This is a genomic window from Collimonas sp. NPDC087041 (assembly GCF_044745265.1).
GTDB lineage: Bacteria > Pseudomonadota > Gammaproteobacteria > Burkholderiales > Burkholderiaceae_D > Collimonas.
The window spans coordinates 199,642-217,348 of sequence record NZ_JBIUZX010000008.1; the positions used below are offsets into that span (position 1 = coordinate 199,642).

Consider the following 17,707-nt stretch of genomic DNA (forward strand, 5'->3'; position numbering starts at 1 on the left):
CTAGTAAAATTAGCCAACCTCACAACGGTTTTATTATGCCTACTCAAACTCCCCATAGCGCCCTCTACATCGGCCTGATGTCCGGCACCAGCCTGGACGGCGTCGATGGCGTCATCGCAGCCTTCCCGAGCGCGCCGACGCAACATCCTGTGACCACTCTGGCATCGGCCTACATGCCGTTTTCAGCTACATTGCGACAGGAGCTGATGGCGCTGCAAAGCCCAGGCGCCAACGAAATTGAGCGCGAGGCGCTGGTCGCCAATACCCTGACCACCCACTACGCGGCCTGTGTGGAGCGCCTGCTGGCCGATGCCGGCTTGCGGCCGGATCAGATCCGCGCCGTCGGCGTGCATGGCCAAACCATTCGCCATCGTCCAGAACTCGGCTTCACGCGCCAGGCCAACAACCCGGCGCTACTGGCCGAATTGACCGGCATTGACGTCATCGCCGACTTCCGCAGCCGCGACATCGCCGCCGGCGGCCAAGGCGCGCCGTTGGTGCCGGCCTTCCACCAGGCCGTTTTTGCCGATCCGCAGCAAACCCGGGTGGTCGTGAATATCGGCGGCATCGCCAACATCAGCGTGCTGCACAGTCACCTCAAGCGCGAAGTGATCGGCTTCGATACCGGTCCTGGCAATGTGCTGATGGACCTCTGGATCAAGCGCCATCACGACAAGGATTACGATGCGAGCGGCCAATGGGCCGCCAGCGGCCAACCGTCACAGGCCTTGCTCGACGCACTGCGCAAGGAAGAATATTTTGCCGCGCCACCGCCGAAAAGCACTGGCCGCGACCTGTTCCATGCAGCGTGGCTGGACAAGCATTTGGCAAACTTCCCGCAGATTTCCAGCGCCGATGTACAGGCAACGTTGGCTGCGCTGACCGCCAGCACCATCGCCGACGCAATAGCGCGCCACGCAGCTGATGTGAAAACGGTGTATGTCTGCGGCGGCGGGGCGTATAACCCTTACCTGATGCTGCAGCTGGCGCAAGCGCTGCAAGGGCAGCGCCTGGCAGCCACGGTAGAATCGACGGAAGCATTGGGGATTGCACCGAACCATGTTGAGGCAATCGCATTTGCGTGGCTGGCCCTGCGTTTCGACCAGCGCTTGCCTGGCAATTTACCGCTGGTGACGGGTGCGCGCGATTTCCGGATTCTGGGAGCGCTGTATCCGGGAAACTGACACGAAGCAGATTTGTATAAAAAAAGGACGCCCGAGGATTTCTCCCCGGCGTCCTTTTTTAACAAGCCGTAAAAATCAGGCCGAGAACGAGGAACCGCAGCCGCAAGTAGTCGTTGCGTTCGGATTCTTGATCACGAACTGCGCGCCTTCCAGGTCGTCCTTGTAGTCGATTTCGGCACCAACCAGGTACTGGTAGCTCATCGAATCGATCAGCAATTGCACGCCGTTCTTGCTCATGGTGGTGTCGTCTTCATTGACGATTTCATCGAAAGTGAAACCGTACTGGAAGCCGGAGCAACCGCCACCCTGCACGAAAACGCGCAATTTGAGGTCTGGATTGCCTTCTTCCTCGATCAGCTGCGCAACCTTCGAGGCGGCGCTATCGGTGAAGACGATAGGGGATGCAACAACATCCTGGATTTCTGCGACAGCATTCATTTTTGGCTCCTGCGGGGGGACATACAATACTGCATTATAGGCTCTTGGCTGGATTCATGCAGCGCAACGCCGAAACGGCGGTTTTAATACAACGCTCAAGCGGATTGCGACATGGCAAGTTTCAACACCGGCTCGGCTGCGCTCTGTTCATGGGTCAGTTTGCCGCTTACCAGGGCGCCGCTATGCATTTCCAGCGCCTTGTAATTGACATCTCCAGTTATGCGGGCTTTCGGCTGTAATTCAAGCAGTTCGGACGAATGGACATTGCCAGCGATCTCGCCGTTGACCACCAGATGCGCGACCCGCACTTCGCCTTCGACCTTGGCGCTCTCGGAGATGACCAGGACACTAGCCTGCCCAGCTTCTGCCACCACGTTGCCTTTCACGTGGCCGTCGATACGCAGGCCACCCTTGAAATGGACATCGCCCTGGATGCTGGTCGATGAGCCGATCAAACTTTCAATCGTGCTCTTTGCTTTACGGTTGAACATGCTGTTTCCTTTACAAATTTGTGGTTTGCTGCGCCCGCGTCTGCCCTTTTTCAAGGACCTTGGCTTGGATTGCCTTGACGACAGCGCCTTCCGGCAAAGGCAGGATGGCCTCGACCCGCTGGTAATACTTGAAATCCAAACGATAAGCAGTCTTGTCAGCGGCCGCAGCATTCGCGGCAGGAAACGTCAATACGGTGCTTTTGCCACCTACCGTTGCCGTCACCAGCAATTGCACTTCCCCGACAAAATCGCTACTGCTCTTGCCACCTTGCATGATCAGCATCCGATAACGCAGTTGCGTCGGCGTCAGCAGCTCGGCTGCCAGGCGCTGGATCGTGATGCCCTGGCTGCCGGTTGCATTCGGCAGCAAACCCTCGAAAAACGCCAAGTCTTCCTTCAGTTTGGCATTTTCTGCTTCCAGCGTCCTTATCTGTTGGCTTAATTGCTCCTGCGTCGCCTTCTCGATATTAAGCTGGCTTTCAGCCGCGTTGACGGTCGACGAGAAACGATCCCGTTCCGCCGTCAGGGCGCTGATTTTGTCATTCAGTTCGGCTACCTGCTGCTTGCTGACTACCGGCTTGTGGCCGGTAAAGTCGCGACCAAGATCGTAGATCGACATTGCCAGCGCACCGCCGACACCCAGCACCAGCGCCAGGAAAGCCGCCTTCAGCGGCCATGGCAAATGGCTTTTTACAGTCATTTTCGGCGCCGAAATCGACATGCGCCGAACCCACAACTTGTACTTCATCGCGGCAGGATCCGTCGCTCAGCGAGATCCACAGGCGACGCTCCGGCCGCGCGCATCATGGCATAACCGGCACGTGCATCAGACCGGTGGTTTCTTCCAGTCCGAACATCAGGTTCATGCATTGCACCGCCTGGCCGGCCGAGCCCTTGACCAGATTGTCCTGCACCACCAGCACCACCACGGTATCGCCATCGTTCGGCCGATGCAGGGCAATGCGCAGCATGTTCGAGCTGCGGGTGGAACGGGTTTCCGGATGCGAGCCGAATGGCATGACGTCGACAAACGGTTCATTCTTGTAGGCATCTTCAAACAGCGCCTGCAGCGCTGCATTGTCGATATCCTTGGTCAGGCGTGCATAGATGGTCGAATGCATGCCGCGGATCATCGGCACCAGATGCGGCGTAAACAACAGGCCGACTTTCTTGTCGGTCAGCTTGCCCAGTTGCTCCAGCGTTTCCGGCGAATGCCGGTGACCGGATACGCCGTAGGCCTTGAAATTGTCGCTGGCTTCGGAAAACAGCATGGCGACTTCGGCCTTGCGGCCAGCGCCGGAGACGCCGGATTTGCAATCGGCGATCAGGTGCGAGGCATCCACCACGTCAGCCTTCAGCAGCGGCGCCAGGCCAAGTTGCATCGTAGTTGGATAGCAGCCAGGATTGCCGATGATGCGCGCGCCCTTGATGGCTTCGCGATTCAACTCCGGCAAGCCGTACACGGCTTCTTTCAGCAATTCTGGGCAGCTGTGTGCCAGCTTGTACCATTTCTCGAAAACCGCAGTGTCCTGCAAGCGGAAATCGGCAGCGAGATCGATTACCTTGACGCCGGCTTCCAGCAGCTCAGGTGTTTGCGCCATGGCGACACCGTGCGGCGTAGCAAAAAACACAACATCGCAATCAGTCAGGCGTGCCTTTTCAGGAGAGGAAAATGCCAGCGAAACGCGTCCGCGCAGCGACGGATACATGTCCGCCACTGGCATGCCGTCTTCCTTGCGCGACGTTACCGCTTCCAGCTGCACATTCGGATGGGTCGCCAGCAAGCGCAGCAACTCGACCCCGGTATAACCGGTACCACCTACAATCCCGACTTTGATCATCATTTTTCCTTGCATGAAACTGTGCTTGTTGCGCACTTGTTTCGTACTTGTTGATTGGCTATCGCCAGCAAAAATCGCACGACCACTTGCCTCTACACACCCGGCAAGTTGCAGTCCAGAGCGAACTATTTTATCAGTCTATGAATTGTTCGGGCAGGTTAACATTCGCCATGGCAACAGCCGGCGACCACAGGCATTGCCACGCTTCGTCCAATGTTACGTTTCAGGAAAGCCCTACAATAAAAAACAAAAAGCATAAAACAAAAAGCCGCCAGGCGCGAACCTGGCGGCTTTTCGATATTCTGAAAGCGTAGATTAGCGCTTGGAGAATTGTTTTGCGCGACGTGCCTTGCGCAGACCAACTTTTTTACGTTCAACTTCACGTGCATCACGTGTAACGAAGCCGGCTTTGGACAGCTCCGATTTCAAAGTTGCATCGTAGTCGATCAGTGCACGAGTGATGCCGTGACGAACTGCACCAGCTTGGCCGGACTCGCCGCCGCCGCTGACGTTTACCTTGATGTCGAAAGTTTCGACATGGTTGGTCAGTTCCAGTGGTTGACGGATCACCATCAGACCGGTTTCGCGCGAAAAATACTCATTCGCTGGCTTGCCGTTGACGACGATCTGGCCCGAGCCGGACTTGATGAAAACGCGAGCCACTGCACTCTTGCGACGGCCGGTTCCGTAATTGTAGTTACCGATCATGTCTATTCCTTAGAGTTCAAGTGCTTTAGGTTGCTGCGCAGTGTGCGGATGGGAACCATCTGCATACACTTTGAGCTTCTTGATCATTGCGTAGCCAAGCGGACCCTTAGGCAGCATGCCCTTGACCGCTTTTTCCAACGCACGACCTGGAAAACGCTGTTGCATTTTCTGGAAATTTGTTTCGTAGATGCCGCCTGGGTAACCGGAGTGACGGAAATATGTCTTGTCGGTTGCCTTGGCGCCAGTGACGCGCAGTTTGCCAGCATTGATGACGACGATGAAATCGCCGGTATCAACGTGTGGAGTAAATTCCGGTTTGTGTTTGCCGCGCAGTCGGAGTGCCACTTCGCTGGCAACACGTCCGAGGACTTTGTCCGTCGCGTCAATCACGAACCAATCACGCTGGACTTCATGGCCCTTAGCGGAAAAAGTTTTCATGTTGACTTCCTAACTAGTTTAATTCGCTCAAATGGTGGTTCCATCGTTATCGGAGACCGGGTTGTTACACCCAATTTTCGTCCTGCATTAACGACAGACTCTTCCTTGTTATCTTTTCCTGAGCAAACGGAAAAGCCGTAAATTATAGCCTTTTCAAGGACTTGGCGTCAAATTGATTGAATAAATTCGCCATTTGCGCTAGGGATTGTTGTAAATCCGTGCGCATTAACGCGGCAATACAGGCAACTGGCGTTCCGCACAAAAGAAAACCCGATCTGCTGTGAAGCATCGGGTTTAAATCCACTCCCGAGGAGGGTGGAGGAGACATTGCAATAATTGCCAGAGATCAATCCGGCAATTGATGAATTGATCTTAGCAAACGGAATTGTGCATCGCAAGGTGACAAAACCTTCTTTTACCAAAATTTACATTTATCGCCTGGTTCGCCGTCATTTAATAAGAAAAACACAATTATCCATACTTCAGCACGGCAAACCCGCCACGCCAAGAGCAGTTAGAATATTGCGACACTACAATCACTCAGCGAGATCTTATGGAATGCACAGTACGCTGGACCGGCTCGTCCGGCATGACGTTTTTGGCCGAAACCGGTTCCGGCCACATGTTGGCAATGGATGGCGCGCCCGATGGCGGTGGCCGTGACCTGGCGCCGCGGCCGATGGAAGTGGTGCTGGCCGGCACCGGCGGCTGCACCGCTTATGACGTGGTGCTGATCCTGCGTAAAGGCCGCCAGGACGTGCGCGGCTGCGATGTCACCCTGAAAGCGGAACGCGCCGAAACCGAGCCGAAAGTCTTCACCAAAATCCACTTTCATTTCACCGTGCGTGGGCGCGACCTGAAACCTAACCTGGTTGAGCGGGCGATCAAGCTGTCGCACGAGAAATATTGCTCGGCCTCGATCATGCTGGAAAAAACGGCCGTCATCACCCATTCCTTCGACATCGTCGACGACTTGGCTGAACCGGCTGCCAGCGCCTGATTTTGGGTAGGGTGGGCAGGATTTTCTGCCCACCGTGGAGCATAACCATCCGCGTGGGCAAACATGCCCACCCTACCAAATCAACCGCGCCATCCTCATGGCGCGATTTCCCGCACAACATCAGATGTGATAGGCAACTGTCGTCATCACCTTGGACATCGCCCGCATCGCCTTTTGCACCGGCACCGGCATTTCCGTCCCACCCAGAACCCGCGCCGCCTCGCCGTGGGCGATTTCGTCGTCGCGCATCTGTTCGACAATGGCGCGTGATTTGGCGTCTTGCAGCGGCAGCTTTTCCAGATGGCTGCTCAAGTGCCTTTCGACCTGGCGCTCGGTTTCCGAGACAAACCCAAGGCTGCGCGCATCGCCCAAACGCGCGGCGATCGTGCCCAGCGCATACGAACCGGCGTACCACAGCGGATTGAGCAGGCTGACGTGCGAACCGAGTTCGCGCAGACGCTCGGCAGTCCAGGCCAGGTGATCTTCTTCCTCCCTGCCCGCTTCAGCAAACTGCTGCTTGATCGACTCGCCTTGGGCGAAACGCCCCTGGGCGTCATACAACGCCTGCGCGCAGACCTCGCCGACATGGTTGACCCGCATCAGGCCCGCGCTATGGCGCTGCTCGGCGGCATCCAGGATGCCATCCGGAGCCTGCAATGCCGGATTCGGACGCGAGGCCGAGGCTTGCCCGGTGATCACGCGCAGGGCGTTGTCGAAATCGGCGATGGCTTTGTCTATGAATGGCATGCTCAGGATCGTTTATGAAAGTAGATGTCCGGATTTTATCAGGCCAGGCCCGATTAACGGACCTCAACCACCGCGCTTCGGCCGGAACACCGCCGTGTCGGCATAAAAATCGCCGTCTTGAACGCTTGCCCAGCCCGGCACGCCCAGCACCGGCAGTGGCGTCAGGCGCCTGACCGGCGCACCTTGCTGCGCCAGGTCGGCCGCGACATGACGGTCGATCCAGGCAAGCCTGGCATCTTCCGCCAAGGTAAAAACATGTTGCGGCGCGCTGATCACCAGGGTGTGAGCGGTAATCGCCTTGTATGGCCGCACCAGCTTTTCCAGCAAGGCGTGGCCGAACAGCCAGACTTCGGCATCCACGCCAAACATCTGGCGTTGCTCCAGAAACGCCTGCTGCCACTGGTGGTTGCGCAAGGCCGTAATCAACGCTTGGCCGGCGGCATTGTCGCGCACCAGCAGCAGCGCCGCGTTTTCATCGAAAATCGTCACGGCATCGCGCGCCGCGCCGCGCGGCTGGCTGCTGCCGGATAGTGTCCCGGCCTTCGCCAATTCCGCCGCTTGCAAGGCATTCAATTGCGCTTTTGTCGATGGAAACGACAGCCATATCAAGGCATTGAGAAAGTCGTGGAGGTTGTCGCGCGTCGGCACCTTGCCGCTATTGCCGATGAACGCTTCGTAGGCCGTCGCAGCAGGTAATTCGGCCTGTTCGACAAAGCGGATCGGCAAATCCTGGAAATTGCGGATATTGCGCTCCTGTGCGAGCGCATTCAGGGCGCCCCGCCAATCGCCGCCTGCCGTCAGTTGCCGGCCCAGCGCGCGAAACGGCTGCAGCCAAGGCTGCTGCCAATCGATGGCGTCGAGAAACGCCGCCGGAGCTTCTGGAAAATGAGGGACGTCGGGAGTATGCATTTGCCGCGCATTTTACCTCGCGTGCGTCCGCCGGCAAAAGGCCGTCGCCGAACAAGCCGTGCGCATTTTTCCTGATGGCCCGAACTCAAGCCGCCTGCGTCGCCGGATGAGCTTGCTTGCGATACAGGAATTCGAGTACCGAAGTACGGTATTCGGCATACAGCGCGTCCTGCGCCAGCGCCACCCGTTCACGCGGCCGCGCCAGGCGTACCTGGACGATGTCGCCGATGGTGGCGGCCGGGCCGTTGGTCATCATGACGATACGGTCCGACAGCAGCACCGCTTCGTCGACATCATGCGTCACCATCACCACCGTCGATCCGGTCTTGGCGACGATCTTCAATAACTCGTCCTGCAAATGCGCGCGCGTCAATGCATCCAGTGCGCCGAAAGGTTCATCCATCAGCAACACCTTGGGCTCCATCGCCAATGCGCGGGCAATGCCGACCCGCTGCTTCATGCCGCCGGAAATCTCTTGCGGACGTTTTTGTCCGGCCGCGCTCAGTCCGACCATCGCCAGCGCTGCCTGGGTGCGCTCCTTCAATGCGCTCTTGCTTTCGGTCGCGGCGAATACCCGCTCCACGCCCAGGTAAATATTTTCGTGGCAGGTCAGCCAAGGCAGCAACGAATGGTTTTGAAACACCACCGCCCGCTCCGGCGACGGGCCGCCGATTTCGCGGCCGGCACAAATCAATACGCCGTCGCTCGGCATCAGCAAACCGGCAATCAGATTCAGCAGCGTCGATTTGCCGCAGCCGGAGTGTCCGATCAAGGTGACAAACTCGCCCTTGCGCACCGTCAGGTTGATATCGCGCAGCGCATGGAACTGCCCCTTGCGGGTGTTGAACACCATTTCAACCTGGTGGATATCAATGAATTTGGCGTCGCGCAGTTCCATATTTTCCCCCGCTAAATTAGCTTGCAACCTGCTCATAGGTGAACGCTTTCGCCAAGGCCACCAGCAATTGCTCCAGCAGCAACCCGACCACGCCGATCACGACAATTGCAATGATGATGTGCGGCACATTAAGATTGTTCCATTCATCCCAAACCCAGAAGCCGATGCCGACACCACCGGTCAGCATTTCGGCAGCAACGATCACCAGCCAGGCAGTACCAATCGCCAGCCGCACCCCGGTCAGCATGTACGGCAGCACCGATGGAAACAGAATCTTGCTGATGATTTTCCACTCCGACAGATTCAGCACGCGGGCCACGTTCATGTAGTCCTGCGGCACCCGTTGCACGCCGACTGCGGTGTTGATGATCATTGGCCAGATCGAACAAATGAAGATCGCCCAGATCGCTGCCGGATTGGCAGACTTGAACACCAGCAGGCCGATCGGCAGCCACGCCAGCGGCGACACCGGCTTCAGCAAACTGATGATCGGGCCGAACATGCTCGACAGGAACTTGAAACGACCGATCATGAAACCCAATGGAATCCCGACCAGCGCCGCCAGGCCAAAGCCGATACCGACCCGCTGCAGCGAAGCCAGGATGTTCCAGCCTATGCCCTGGTCGTTGGGACTGTTGCGGTAGAACGGATCGGCGAACAATTTGAGCGCTTCCTGCAAAGTCAGCAGCGGCGTCGGAAACTGGCTGTTGCTCATGGCGATGATCTGCCAGAGCAGCACCAGGAATGCCAAGCCCAGCACCGGCGCGACAATCTGCATCAGCCATGGCGGCATGGTGCTGCGCCGACTGCCTGTTCTCGCCAACCGCCGGACCGCAACACCATCGGTTTCAGTTGGCGCCTCGGCAGAAGTGTCGACTGTCTCGCCCTGCGCCAGCGCTGCCTGGCGATTCGCATTTGCCGCTGTGTCCATGATTGCACTCATATTGGCTCCCAGATAAATCGCCGTTCCAGATTCGCCGCGCTTACGCGTGGATCTTGAATGAAGCGGCGTAAGCTTGCGGATTCTTGCCATCCCACACGATGCCATCCATCAGCTTCGAGCTGCGCAGCACATCTTTCGGCACCGGTGTCTTGGTCATGGCCGCGGCGTCCTTGTACAGATCGATCTGGCTGACTGACTTGGCCACCGCCAGATAATCCGGATCGCTCTTCAACAAGCCCCAGCGCCGATGCTGCGTCATGAACCACATGCCGTCCGACAGATAGGGAAAGTTGACCAGGCCGTCGTTGTAGAACTTCATGTAGTTCGGATCGTCCCAGGTCTTGCCCAAGCCGTTCTGGTAACGCCCCATGATGCGCTGGTCGATCACATCCTTGCTGGTGTTGACGTAGGACTTGTCGGAAATCGCCTCGGCCATCTTGTTCTTGTTGGCGAGCGAGGCATCGATCCATTTCCCGGCTTCCAGCACGGCGGCAATCAAGGCGCGGCAAGTGTTCGGATTCTTGGCGGCGAATTCGGCAGTGGTGCCGAGCACCTTTTCCGGATGGTCTTTCCAGATTTCCTGGGTAGTGATCGCCGTGATGCCGACGCCATCGACAATCGCCCTATGCCCCCACGGCTCGCCAACGCAAAAGCCATCCATGTTGCCGACCCGCATATTCGCCACCATCTGCGGCGGCGGCACGGTAATCACCTTGGCGTCCTTGAGCGGATTGACGCCGTTGGCGGCCAGCCAGTAGTACAGCCACATGGCGTGGGTGCCGGTCGGGAAGGTTTGCGCAAAGGTGTATTCGCGCTTGTCGCTGGCCATCAGCTTGGCCAGCGATGGGCCGTCGATGGCGCCCTTGTCCGCCAGTTTTTTGGAGAGCGTAATGGCTTGGCCGTTGTTGTTCAGGCCCATCAGGATCGCCATGTCTTTTTTCTGGCCGCCGATTCCCATTTGCACGCCGTAGATCAAACCCGACAGCACATGCGCGGCGTCCAGCTCGCCATTGCCCAGTTTGTCGCGCACACCTGCCCACGACGCTTCCTTGCTGAGGACGATCTTGATACCGTATTTTTTATCGAAGCCAAGCAGCGAGGCCATCACCACCGAGGCACAGTCCGTCAACGGGATGAAGCCGATCTTGACCTCGGTCTTTTCCGGCTTGTCCGAGCCGGCGGCCCAGGCCCCGGCGCTTGTTAGTCCCAACATGCTGGCTCCTGCCGCGATGGTTGCGGTTTGTAGTAGTTGACGGCGCTTGCCGTCGACAGGCGCATCTGAATCAAGGGTATCGTCGTGCGGCAGTGCATTTTTCAAATCCATCGCATGGCTCCACATTGTTTTCGGCAACAAAAAAGGCGTCGTCCCGCGCTGACCAAGTCATGCGGAAAGACACCTTTGTCTTATGTGGAAAAGACCGCCGTTAGCCGATTCCAGCGGCGCCAACGCTGGCGCTTGCCAATAACAATGCAAACCACATGCCAGGATTTTTGTATCAGATCGACGGTTTTTCGCCCGGAAATTGCACCCGCCTTGTGCGTTGCACCAAAGATGCTCGCTTTCTTTGGGCATTCCGGCGTGATGCACCGGAACCTGCGCGAGTCGAATCAACCCAGCAAATCGGCGGCGTCGATGATCCGTTGCGCCACCTCGGACAATTTGAGGTTCTTGTCCATCGCCAGCCGCCGCAGCCTTTGGTAGGCCTCCTGTTCGCTCAGCTTGTGATGCTCCATCAGCAAGCCTTTGGCACGCTCAAGAACCTTGCGCTCGGCCAGTTTCAGCTTGGTGTCGGACAGCTCGGTCAACAGCTTCTGCTCCTGGCGGAAGCGCGCCAACGCTACTTCCAGCACCGGCTTGATACGTGCCGCCTGCAACCCCGCAACGATATAGGCGGAGACGCCAGCGGCCATGGCTGCTTCCATGCTGGAGGTCTTGTCGTCTTCGGTAAACAGGACAATTGGACGGCGCGCGTCGCGGGTCGCCACCACCACGTGCTCCAATACATCACGAGCGTCGGATTCGGCATCGACAATGATCATGTCCGGTTGCAACTGGGCAATCCGATCCGGCAGGTAGAGGTCGGCCGGCAGCGATGCGACGATGTCATAGCCGGCTTGCAGCAAACCGATGCGCAAAGCCTTGCCACGCGCCGCCTGCGCTTCGAACGCAGGATCGTCGTCGCCCTCGATGGCGACTGGATTGACAACAACGATGCGGAGGCTTTGCATGCTTGAAACCCGAGTCCAGAAGTAAGGCTATGAGCTGAGGTTAGACCGATTGGAGGCACACCATTGCCCATCCCGTCATTCAGGCATGCAAAAATCGCACCATGTCGATGCGAATAGTAGATAAAAGTGTAATTGAGAGAGGGTCAAACCGCTCCTGCTCCGTCATGCCGGCGCACGCGGGAATCCATTTTAAGAGGCGGGGAGCAAAGTAAATCCCCGCGTGCGCGGGGATCAGGGAGAATCAAATCCGACGTTAGATGCGGTTATGCCATCTGCCATTCAATCGTTTCGCCGCCATTCAACGGCACTACCGTGGCGTCGCCCAGCGGCAGTTCGGCAGGCAGCGTCCACGGCTGGCGTTTCAAGGTAACGCTGCCCTGGTTGCGCGGCAGATTGTAGAAAGCCGGGCCGTTGAAACTGGCGAAGGCTTCCAGCTGGTCCAGCGCGCCGGCCTGGTCAAAGGCTTGTGCATACAGCTCCATCGCATGCAGCGCGGTGTAGCAACCGGCACAACCGCAGGCGTGTTCCTTCAGGCCCTTCGGATGTGGCGCCGAGTCGGTGCCGAGGAAGAAGCGCGTGCTGCCGGAAGTCACCGCGCGCACCAATGCCTGGCGGTGTTCTTCGCGCTTCAGCACCGGCAGGCAGTAGTAATGCGGGCGAATCCCGCCCTTGAAAATTTCATTGCGGTTGTACAGCAAGTGATGCGCGGTGACGGTGGCGGCAACTGGGCCTTCCGCGCTCTCGACGTACTGGGCTGCATCCTTGGTGGTGATGTGTTCGAACACCACTTTCAGTTCCGGCATATCGCGCCGCAATGGCAACATTACGCGATCAATGAAGACTGCCTCGCGATCGAAAATGTCGATGGCAGGGTCAGTCACTTCGCCGTGCACCAGGAACGGCATGCCGAGTTCCTGCATTACTTCCAGCGTCTTGTAGCACTTGCTCAGATCGGTCACGCCGGCATCCGAATTGGTGGTGGCGCCGGCCGGATACAGCTTGACCGCATGCACGAAGCCGCTGTCCTTGGCGCGGCGGATTTCGTCGGGCGGCGTGTTGTTGGTCAGGTACAGCGTCATCAACGGTTCAAAACTCAATTCGGGCGGCAACACTGCCAGGATGCGATCGCGATAGGCCGCGGCCTGCTCCGTGGTGGTGACCGGCGGCTTCAGGTTCGGCATCACGATGGCGCGGCCGAACTGGCGCGCGCTATGCGGCAGCACGCTGGCCAAGGCCACGCCATCGCGCAGGTGCAAGTGCCAGTCGTCGGGACGGGTAATGGTCAAGGTATCAGTCATCTTCGTTCTCTTCTGCAAAAAGTCGTTCCAGCATGGCTGCCGGATTGTTCAGGAAATGGCGTGTAGTCGTGTAGTGTTCAGTGTCTTCGTAGCGGGTTTCCGTCAAGCCGCCCTGGTCCAGCAAATAGATCCTGGCGTGCGGATAAGCCAGCAGAATCGGCGAATGCGTGGCGATGATGAACTGGCAGCGATTTTGCGCCAGTTTATGAATGATCGCCAGCGCCGTCAGTTGGCGATTGGGCGAGAGCGCGGCTTCGGGCTCGTCCAGCATGTAGAAGCCATCGGACCGGAATTTGTTTTGCAGCAGCGCCAGGAACGATTCGCCATGCGATTGCCGGTGCAGCCCTTTGTCGCCGTACGACGGATGCTGGCCGTCCTCCATGTTTTCCTCATAGGTGGCGAAATTGAAGAAGCTTTCGGCGCGCAAAAAATAGCCGGTTCTGGGCCGCTTGAAGCTTTTCACCGTCCTTAGGTAACGATGCAGATCTGAATGCGCTTCCGCGGTCGAGAAATTCGCATTCCTGGTGCCGCCCTCGGCGTTGAATCCCCATGCAACCGCGATCGCTTCCAGCAAGGTCGATTTTCCAGCACCGTTTTCACCGACCAGGAACGTGACTTCAGGATGAAAATCGATCTGTTCCAACTCCCGCACAGCCGGAATGTTGAACGGATAGGCATCGAAATCAATCGCCATGTCGGGATTGAGCTTCAGGCTGCGGAGATAGGGTTTAATGGAAAGCATCGTGCTGCGGCAGGTTTGTTGTGCGACATTTTACAGCAGCCGCGGCAACTGGCCTGAATTGCGGCCGATGTACCCACGCAACGAGGCCGATATGCGAATTGCGGTCAATAAAAAAGCCGCCGGGAGAATATCCCCCGGCGGCTTCTGGTCCTGCAAAAGCGCTGATCAGTGAATGATCTTGGCCAGGAAATCACGGGCGCGGTCGGAACGCGGTGCGCCAAAGAACTCTTCCTTGGTGCAATCTTCCACTACCAGGCCCTTGTCCATGAACACCACGCGATTGGCAACCTTCTTGGCAAAGCCCATTTCATGCGTCACCACCATCATGGTCATGCCTTCTTGCGCCAGGCCAACCATGACGTCCAGAACTTCATTGATCATTTCCGGATCGAGCGCCGAGGTCGGCTCATCGAACAGCATGGCGATCGGGTCCATCGACAACGCGCGGGCAATCGCCACACGTTGCTGCTGGCCGCCCGACAGCTGGCCTGGGAACTTGTCTTTTTGCGCGATCAGGCCGACGCGGTCCAGGTACTTCAAGCCTTTTTCGTTGGCTTCATCCTGGCTACGGCCGAGCACCTTGACCTGACCGATGGTCAGGTTTTCACGGATCGACATGTGCGGGAACAGTTCGAAGTTCTGGAACACCATGCCGATGCGCGCGCGCAGTTTCGACAGGTTGGTCTTCGGATCGCCGACCGAGATGCCGTCGACAATGATCTCGCCCTTCTGGAAAGGCTCCAGGCCGTTAACGGTCTTGATCAGCGTCGATTTGCCGGAACCCGATGGTCCGCACACCACGACCACGTCGCCCTTGCCCACTTGTGTGGTGCAATCGGTCAGAACCTGGAACTGGCCGTACCATTTGCTGACGTTGTTAAGTTGAATCATCTTGCTCATCGTGTTTCTCCTAATTCCTGAATTCTGTTTTGCAGGTCAGGCGCAGCCCCGATGAGCGCATCGGGACAGCGCACTGCACCCTATCGGATAATCGCAACCCTGTGCTGCAGCTTCTTGACCAGCGTCGACAGACCGAAGCTCATCACGAAATACACCACGGCGACAAACATATACATTTCCACCAGACGGCCGTCACGCTGCGCGATCTTCGAGGCAACGGTCACAAAGTCCGGCACCGAACCCAACACGTAGACCAGCGAGACGTCCTGGAACAGCACGATGGTTTGCGTCAGCAGGATCGGGATCATGTTGCGGAATGCCTGCGGCAACACCACATTGCCCATCATTTGCCAGTAATTCATGCCGAGCGCATAGCCGGCAGAAACCTGGCCGCGCGGAATCGACTGGATCCCGGAGCGCATGATTTCGCAATAATAAGCTGCTTCAAACAGAATGAACGTGATCAGGGCGGAAGAAAACGCGCCGACCTGCACCGGTTGCGAGGCTCCCGTGATCCAGGCGCCGATGAACGGCACCAGGAAATAGAACCAGAAAATCACCAGCACCAATGGCACCGAGCGAATCAGGTTGACATAGCTGGTGGCAACGAACGAGATCACCTTGTTGTGCGATAGCCGCATCATCGCCAGCACGGTGCCGAACAGGATGCCGCCGATCATCGCCACCACGGTCAGCGTCAGCGTGAACTTCATGCCGGTGGTGAACAGGTAGAACCAGGAGCGCTGGATTACATCAAAGTCGAAATTCGAAAACATGATTAATGACCTCCTGTATTCGCACTGCCGGAGGCAATAAATCCTGGAATCGCAATCGCTTTTTCAAGCCAGCGCGCCAGTAACAAGGCAATTCCCGAAATGATCACGTAAATCACCGTGGCGCCGGTCAGGGACTCGAACGTCTGGAAGGTGAATTCGCGCATCGAGTAGGTGGCGGCGGTCAGTTCGACCAGGCCAATCGTCAGTGCGACCGAGCTGTTCTTGATGATTGCGGCAAATTCGTTGGTCAGCGACGGAATAATGATCCGGAACGACATTGGCAGCAATACGTAACGATATGTTTGTGGCAACGTCAAGCCAAGTGCAGTACCCGCCAGCTTTTGGCCACGGGGCAGTGCATTGATGCCAGCGGAGACTTGTACAGCGATCCGCGACGACGTAAAGAAACCCAGCGCCAGGAAGGCGGTGACGAATGATGCGTTTGGCAGGCTCTTGAGCCAGTTGCCTAAGCCCGCAGGGACGATTTCCGGCATGACGAAATACCAGAGAAACATCTGCACGATCAGCGGGATGTTACGAAATAACTCAACGTAGCCATTGGCTACGCGCACTGCCCATTTGTTCGGCATGGTACGAATCGTACCGATGACCGTACCAATGACGAGCGCCATGATCCAGGCGGATATGGACAACGCAAGCGTCCATTTCAGCCCAGCCAGCAAGGTGTCCATGTAAGTACTGACACCGTCGGGAGACTCTTGCCAGAAGATGCCCCAGTTCCAGTTGTAATGCATATTAAGTCCCCTCTTTATTACTCAAATCCTCACTGCTACCGTCTGAATCCAGCGCACAAGAAACGAATTTGTGCGCCGCAGCAATTCGAATCCAGAAACAAAACGGGAGGCTTTCGCCTCCCTATTCAGTTCGCTAGATTGCCAATCTTATTTTTTCTTCGAAGATTGTTTTTGCGCTTCAGGCACGACATCATAGGCAGCCGGATCGCCGGAATCGGTTGGATGGGCGAATGCGGCCTTCAATTGCGGGCTCATCGGCACGTTCAGGTTGACACCCTTTGGTGGGATTGCCTTCAAGAACCATTTATTGTAGATGTCATTGACCTGGCCCGACTTGTACAAGTTAGCCAATGCAGTGTCGACAGCCTTCTTGAAAGGCAAGTCGTCCTTACGCTCGATGATGCCGTATGGCTCAACCGACAGGGCTTCCGAAGTGATCATATAGTCGGTCGGCGCGCGCGAGCTGGCAGCCAGCGAAGCCAACAAGATGTCGTCCATCACGAATGCCACTGCACGGCCGGTTTCAACCATCAGGAACGCTTCTGCGTGGTCCTTGGCTGCCAGGATGTTCATGCCGAGGTTACGCTCGCCATTCAGGATGGTGAGCTGCTTCAGGTTCGAGGTACCGGAAGTCGATACGACAGTCTTGCCCTTCAAGTCTGCCAAAGACTTGATGTCGGATGTCTTCTTCGCCAGGATACGGTTAGCGGTAACAAACATGGTCGGGGCGAAGGAAACAACCTTCTGGCGATCGGCATTGTTGGTCGCGGAGTCGCAAGACAGGTCAATCGTACCGTTCGAGATCAGCGGAATACGGGTAGCCGAAGTCACTGGAACCATCTTGACGTTCAGCGCGGTCAGGCCCAGTTGCTTCTGAATGGCGGTTGCGGCTTTCAGGCAGAGGTCGATCGAATAGCCTTGATAAGATTGCTTGTCATCAAGGTACGAAAAAGGGATGGAAGAATCGCGCACACCCAGGGTGATGGTTCCGGTGTCCTTGATTTTCTTGAGGGTACCGGTCAATTCTTGCGCTTGCACGGCGCCAGCCATGATGCCCAGACCAATCAAAGCAACAACTAATTTTGATGACTTCATAACAACTCCCGAAAAAAATTATCTGTGTAGTTTAACAAATGACTGCTTTAAAAGCAGACTTAAACTGATGCTTATTTTTTATTCTTACTCCTGGTCCAAAAATACCCGTCTCCTTCATTTTATAAAACATTCAACTACTTCGTTTTCTCTACTTCGGTGCCGTGAAACATCTTGATGCTCCCCATCAAGATGCCCACCTTGCTACGGCAATTTCTTGCCTGGTCCGTCAAAATTTGCCACGCTGCGGTGGCTCTTGAACTCTACTCTGCTACTTTTTACAATTTAACCGCTTTATACAATCAGGCCGTAGGGTGG

At 56.9% G+C, this 17,707-nt stretch carries 21 protein-coding genes; 3 read left to right on the forward strand and 18 right to left on the reverse strand.

Features of this window, described 5'->3' with window-relative positions:
- Positions 1 to 35: 35 nt before the first annotated feature.
- A complete protein-coding gene (locus ACIPF8_RS16265) occupies positions 36 to 1,184 on the forward strand; it encodes an anhydro-N-acetylmuramic acid kinase (RefSeq protein ID WP_400422903.1) in 1,149 nt (382 codons plus the stop codon).
- 75 nt (positions 1,185 to 1,259) lie between these two features.
- On the opposite strand, the gene erpA is transcribed toward ACIPF8_RS16265, so the two are convergent.
- From erpA to rplM, 6 genes are all read right to left on the reverse strand, one after another.
- A complete protein-coding gene (gene erpA / locus ACIPF8_RS16270) occupies positions 1,260 to 1,622 on the reverse strand; it encodes an iron-sulfur cluster insertion protein ErpA (RefSeq protein ID WP_400422906.1) in 363 nt (120 codons plus the stop codon).
- 95 nt (positions 1,623 to 1,717) lie between these two features.
- Positions 1,718 to 2,113, reverse strand: coding sequence for a polymer-forming cytoskeletal protein (locus tag ACIPF8_RS16275; protein WP_400422909.1), 396 nt, complete (start codon positions 2,111 to 2,113; stop codon positions 1,718 to 1,720).
- A 10-nt stretch (positions 2,114 to 2,123) separates the two neighbouring features.
- Complete coding sequence (locus tag ACIPF8_RS16280; RefSeq protein WP_400422912.1) at positions 2,124 to 2,813, reverse strand: DUF6776 family protein; 690 nt, start codon at positions 2,811 to 2,813, stop codon at positions 2,124 to 2,126.
- A gap of 103 nt (positions 2,814 to 2,916) precedes the next feature.
- Entirely contained in the window at positions 2,917 to 3,954 is a 1,038-nt protein-coding gene (argC, locus tag ACIPF8_RS16285; protein ID WP_400423020.1) for an N-acetyl-gamma-glutamyl-phosphate reductase, read from the reverse strand.
- A gap of 315 nt (positions 3,955 to 4,269) precedes the next feature.
- Complete coding sequence (gene rpsI, locus ACIPF8_RS16290) at positions 4,270 to 4,662, reverse strand: 30S ribosomal protein S9 (protein ID WP_061534642.1); 393 nt, start codon at positions 4,660 to 4,662, stop codon at positions 4,270 to 4,272.
- A 9-nt stretch (positions 4,663 to 4,671) separates the two neighbouring features.
- Positions 4,672 to 5,100 (reverse strand): 50S ribosomal protein L13, encoded by a 429-nt coding sequence (rplM, locus tag ACIPF8_RS16295; protein ID WP_014007943.1) that lies wholly within the window; start codon positions 5,098 to 5,100, stop codon positions 4,672 to 4,674.
- A 553-nt stretch (positions 5,101 to 5,653) separates the two neighbouring features.
- On the opposite strand from rplM, the gene ACIPF8_RS16300 reads away from it, so the two are divergent.
- Entirely contained in the window at positions 5,654 to 6,100 is a 447-nt protein-coding gene (locus ACIPF8_RS16300) for an OsmC family protein (protein ID WP_400422915.1), read from the forward strand.
- A gap of 120 nt (positions 6,101 to 6,220) precedes the next feature.
- Here the strand turns inward: ACIPF8_RS16300 and coq7 are convergent, their stop codons facing one another.
- From coq7 to ACIPF8_RS16340, 8 genes are all read right to left on the reverse strand, one after another.
- Positions 6,221 to 6,847: a 2-polyprenyl-3-methyl-6-methoxy-1,4-benzoquinone monooxygenase gene (gene coq7, locus ACIPF8_RS16305; protein WP_400422918.1), complete on the reverse strand. Its 627-nt coding sequence runs from the start codon at positions 6,845 to 6,847 to the stop codon at positions 6,221 to 6,223.
- A 63-nt stretch (positions 6,848 to 6,910) separates the two neighbouring features.
- On the reverse strand, positions 6,911 to 7,756 hold the full coding sequence (locus ACIPF8_RS16310; protein WP_400422921.1) for a DUF3025 domain-containing protein: 846 nt from the start codon (positions 7,754 to 7,756) through the stop codon (positions 6,911 to 6,913).
- An 85-nt stretch (positions 7,757 to 7,841) separates the two neighbouring features.
- On the reverse strand, positions 7,842 to 8,654 hold the full coding sequence (locus tag ACIPF8_RS16315) for an ABC transporter ATP-binding protein (RefSeq protein WP_400422924.1): 813 nt from the start codon (positions 8,652 to 8,654) through the stop codon (positions 7,842 to 7,844).
- Between the two features lie 16 nt (positions 8,655 to 8,670).
- Positions 8,671 to 9,432, reverse strand: coding sequence for a nitrate ABC transporter permease (gene ntrB / locus ACIPF8_RS16320; RefSeq protein WP_400423023.1), 762 nt, complete (start codon positions 9,430 to 9,432; stop codon positions 8,671 to 8,673).
- A 205-nt stretch (positions 9,433 to 9,637) separates the two neighbouring features.
- A complete protein-coding gene (locus ACIPF8_RS16325; protein WP_400422926.1) occupies positions 9,638 to 10,921 on the reverse strand; it encodes a CmpA/NrtA family ABC transporter substrate-binding protein in 1,284 nt (427 codons plus the stop codon).
- 284 nt (positions 10,922 to 11,205) lie between these two features.
- Positions 11,206 to 11,826, reverse strand: coding sequence for an ANTAR domain-containing response regulator (locus ACIPF8_RS16330; protein WP_400422928.1), 621 nt, complete (start codon positions 11,824 to 11,826; stop codon positions 11,206 to 11,208).
- A 263-nt stretch (positions 11,827 to 12,089) separates the two neighbouring features.
- Positions 12,090 to 13,124: a dihydroorotase gene (pyrC, locus tag ACIPF8_RS16335; protein WP_400422930.1), complete on the reverse strand. Its 1,035-nt coding sequence runs from the start codon at positions 13,122 to 13,124 to the stop codon at positions 12,090 to 12,092.
- Positions 13,117 to 13,866, reverse strand: coding sequence for an AAA family ATPase (locus ACIPF8_RS16340; RefSeq protein WP_400422933.1), 750 nt, complete (start codon positions 13,864 to 13,866; stop codon positions 13,117 to 13,119). The genes pyrC and ACIPF8_RS16340 overlap by 8 nt, the downstream gene beginning before the upstream one ends.
- Here ACIPF8_RS16340 and ACIPF8_RS16345 point away from each other — a divergent pair.
- Positions 13,856 to 14,038: a hypothetical protein gene (locus tag ACIPF8_RS16345; protein ID WP_400422935.1), complete on the forward strand. Its 183-nt coding sequence runs from the start codon at positions 13,856 to 13,858 to the stop codon at positions 14,036 to 14,038. The genes ACIPF8_RS16340 and ACIPF8_RS16345 overlap by 11 nt on opposite strands.
- On the opposite strand, the gene ACIPF8_RS16350 is transcribed toward ACIPF8_RS16345, so the two are convergent.
- From ACIPF8_RS16350 to ACIPF8_RS16365, 4 genes are all read right to left on the reverse strand, one after another.
- The gene (locus ACIPF8_RS16350) at positions 14,032 to 14,757 is read right to left on the reverse strand and encodes an amino acid ABC transporter ATP-binding protein (RefSeq protein ID WP_400423026.1); all 726 of its coding nucleotides are present in this window, start codon (positions 14,755 to 14,757) and stop codon (positions 14,032 to 14,034) included. The genes ACIPF8_RS16345 and ACIPF8_RS16350 overlap by 7 nt on opposite strands.
- 89 nt (positions 14,758 to 14,846) lie before the next feature.
- Entirely contained in the window at positions 14,847 to 15,542 is a 696-nt protein-coding gene (locus tag ACIPF8_RS16355) for an amino acid ABC transporter permease (RefSeq protein ID WP_400422937.1), read from the reverse strand.
- 2 nt (positions 15,543 to 15,544) lie between these two features.
- Entirely contained in the window at positions 15,545 to 16,297 is a 753-nt protein-coding gene (locus ACIPF8_RS16360; protein ID WP_400422940.1) for an amino acid ABC transporter permease, read from the reverse strand.
- A gap of 147 nt (positions 16,298 to 16,444) precedes the next feature.
- Complete coding sequence (locus tag ACIPF8_RS16365) at positions 16,445 to 17,392, reverse strand: amino acid ABC transporter substrate-binding protein (protein WP_400422943.1); 948 nt, start codon at positions 17,390 to 17,392, stop codon at positions 16,445 to 16,447.
- Positions 17,393 to 17,707 lie beyond the last annotated feature (315 nt).

Excerpts from the sequence above, each read along its gene's own strand:
- ACIPF8_RS16325 (WP_400422926.1), bottom strand. The coding sequence starts at position 10,921 with ATGGATTTGAAAAATGCACTGCCGCACGACGATACCCTTGATTCAGAT.
- ACIPF8_RS16355 (WP_400422937.1), bottom strand. The coding sequence starts at position 15,542 with ATGTTTTCGAATTTCGACTTTGATGTAATCCAGCGCTCCTGGTTCTAC.
- rpsI (WP_061534642.1), bottom strand. The coding sequence starts at position 4,662 with ATGATCGGTAACTACAATTACGGAACCGGCCGTCGCAAGAGTGCAGTG.
- ACIPF8_RS16300 (WP_400422915.1), top strand. The coding sequence starts at position 5,654 with ATGGAATGCACAGTACGCTGGACCGGCTCGTCCGGCATGACGTTTTTG.
- ACIPF8_RS16330 (WP_400422928.1), bottom strand. The coding sequence starts at position 11,826 with ATGCAAAGCCTCCGCATCGTTGTTGTCAATCCAGTCGCCATCGAGGGC.
- ACIPF8_RS16365 (WP_400422943.1), bottom strand. The coding sequence starts at position 17,392 with ATGAAGTCATCAAAATTAGTTGTTGCTTTGATTGGTCTGGGCATCATG.
- ACIPF8_RS16310 (WP_400422921.1), bottom strand. The coding sequence starts at position 7,756 with ATGCATACTCCCGACGTCCCTCATTTTCCAGAAGCTCCGGCGGCGTTT.
- ACIPF8_RS16350 (WP_400423026.1), bottom strand. The coding sequence starts at position 14,757 with ATGATTCAACTTAACAACGTCAGCAAATGGTACGGCCAGTTCCAGGTT.
- ACIPF8_RS16345 (WP_400422935.1), top strand. The coding sequence starts at position 13,856 with ATGGAAAGCATCGTGCTGCGGCAGGTTTGTTGTGCGACATTTTACAGC.
- ntrB (WP_400423023.1), bottom strand. The coding sequence starts at position 9,432 with ATGCAGATTGTCGCGCCGGTGCTGGGCTTGGCATTCCTGGTGCTGCTC.
- erpA (WP_400422906.1), bottom strand. The coding sequence starts at position 1,622 with ATGAATGCTGTCGCAGAAATCCAGGATGTTGTTGCATCCCCTATCGTC.
- ACIPF8_RS16340 (WP_400422933.1), bottom strand. The coding sequence starts at position 13,866 with ATGCTTTCCATTAAACCCTATCTCCGCAGCCTGAAGCTCAATCCCGAC.
- ACIPF8_RS16265 (WP_400422903.1), top strand. The coding sequence starts at position 36 with ATGCCTACTCAAACTCCCCATAGCGCCCTCTACATCGGCCTGATGTCC.
- argC (WP_400423020.1), bottom strand. The coding sequence starts at position 3,954 with ATGATCAAAGTCGGGATTGTAGGTGGTACCGGTTATACCGGGGTCGAG.
- ACIPF8_RS16280 (WP_400422912.1), bottom strand. The coding sequence starts at position 2,813 with ATGACTGTAAAAAGCCATTTGCCATGGCCGCTGAAGGCGGCTTTCCTG.
- rplM (WP_014007943.1), bottom strand. The coding sequence starts at position 5,100 with ATGAAAACTTTTTCCGCTAAGGGCCATGAAGTCCAGCGTGATTGGTTC.
- ACIPF8_RS16315 (WP_400422924.1), bottom strand. The coding sequence starts at position 8,654 with ATGGAACTGCGCGACGCCAAATTCATTGATATCCACCAGGTTGAAATG.
- coq7 (WP_400422918.1), bottom strand. The coding sequence starts at position 6,847 with ATGCCATTCATAGACAAAGCCATCGCCGATTTCGACAACGCCCTGCGC.
- pyrC (WP_400422930.1), bottom strand. The coding sequence starts at position 13,124 with ATGACTGATACCTTGACCATTACCCGTCCCGACGACTGGCACTTGCAC.
- ACIPF8_RS16360 (WP_400422940.1), bottom strand. The coding sequence starts at position 16,297 with ATGCATTACAACTGGAACTGGGGCATCTTCTGGCAAGAGTCTCCCGAC.
- ACIPF8_RS16275 (WP_400422909.1), bottom strand. The coding sequence starts at position 2,113 with ATGTTCAACCGTAAAGCAAAGAGCACGATTGAAAGTTTGATCGGCTCA.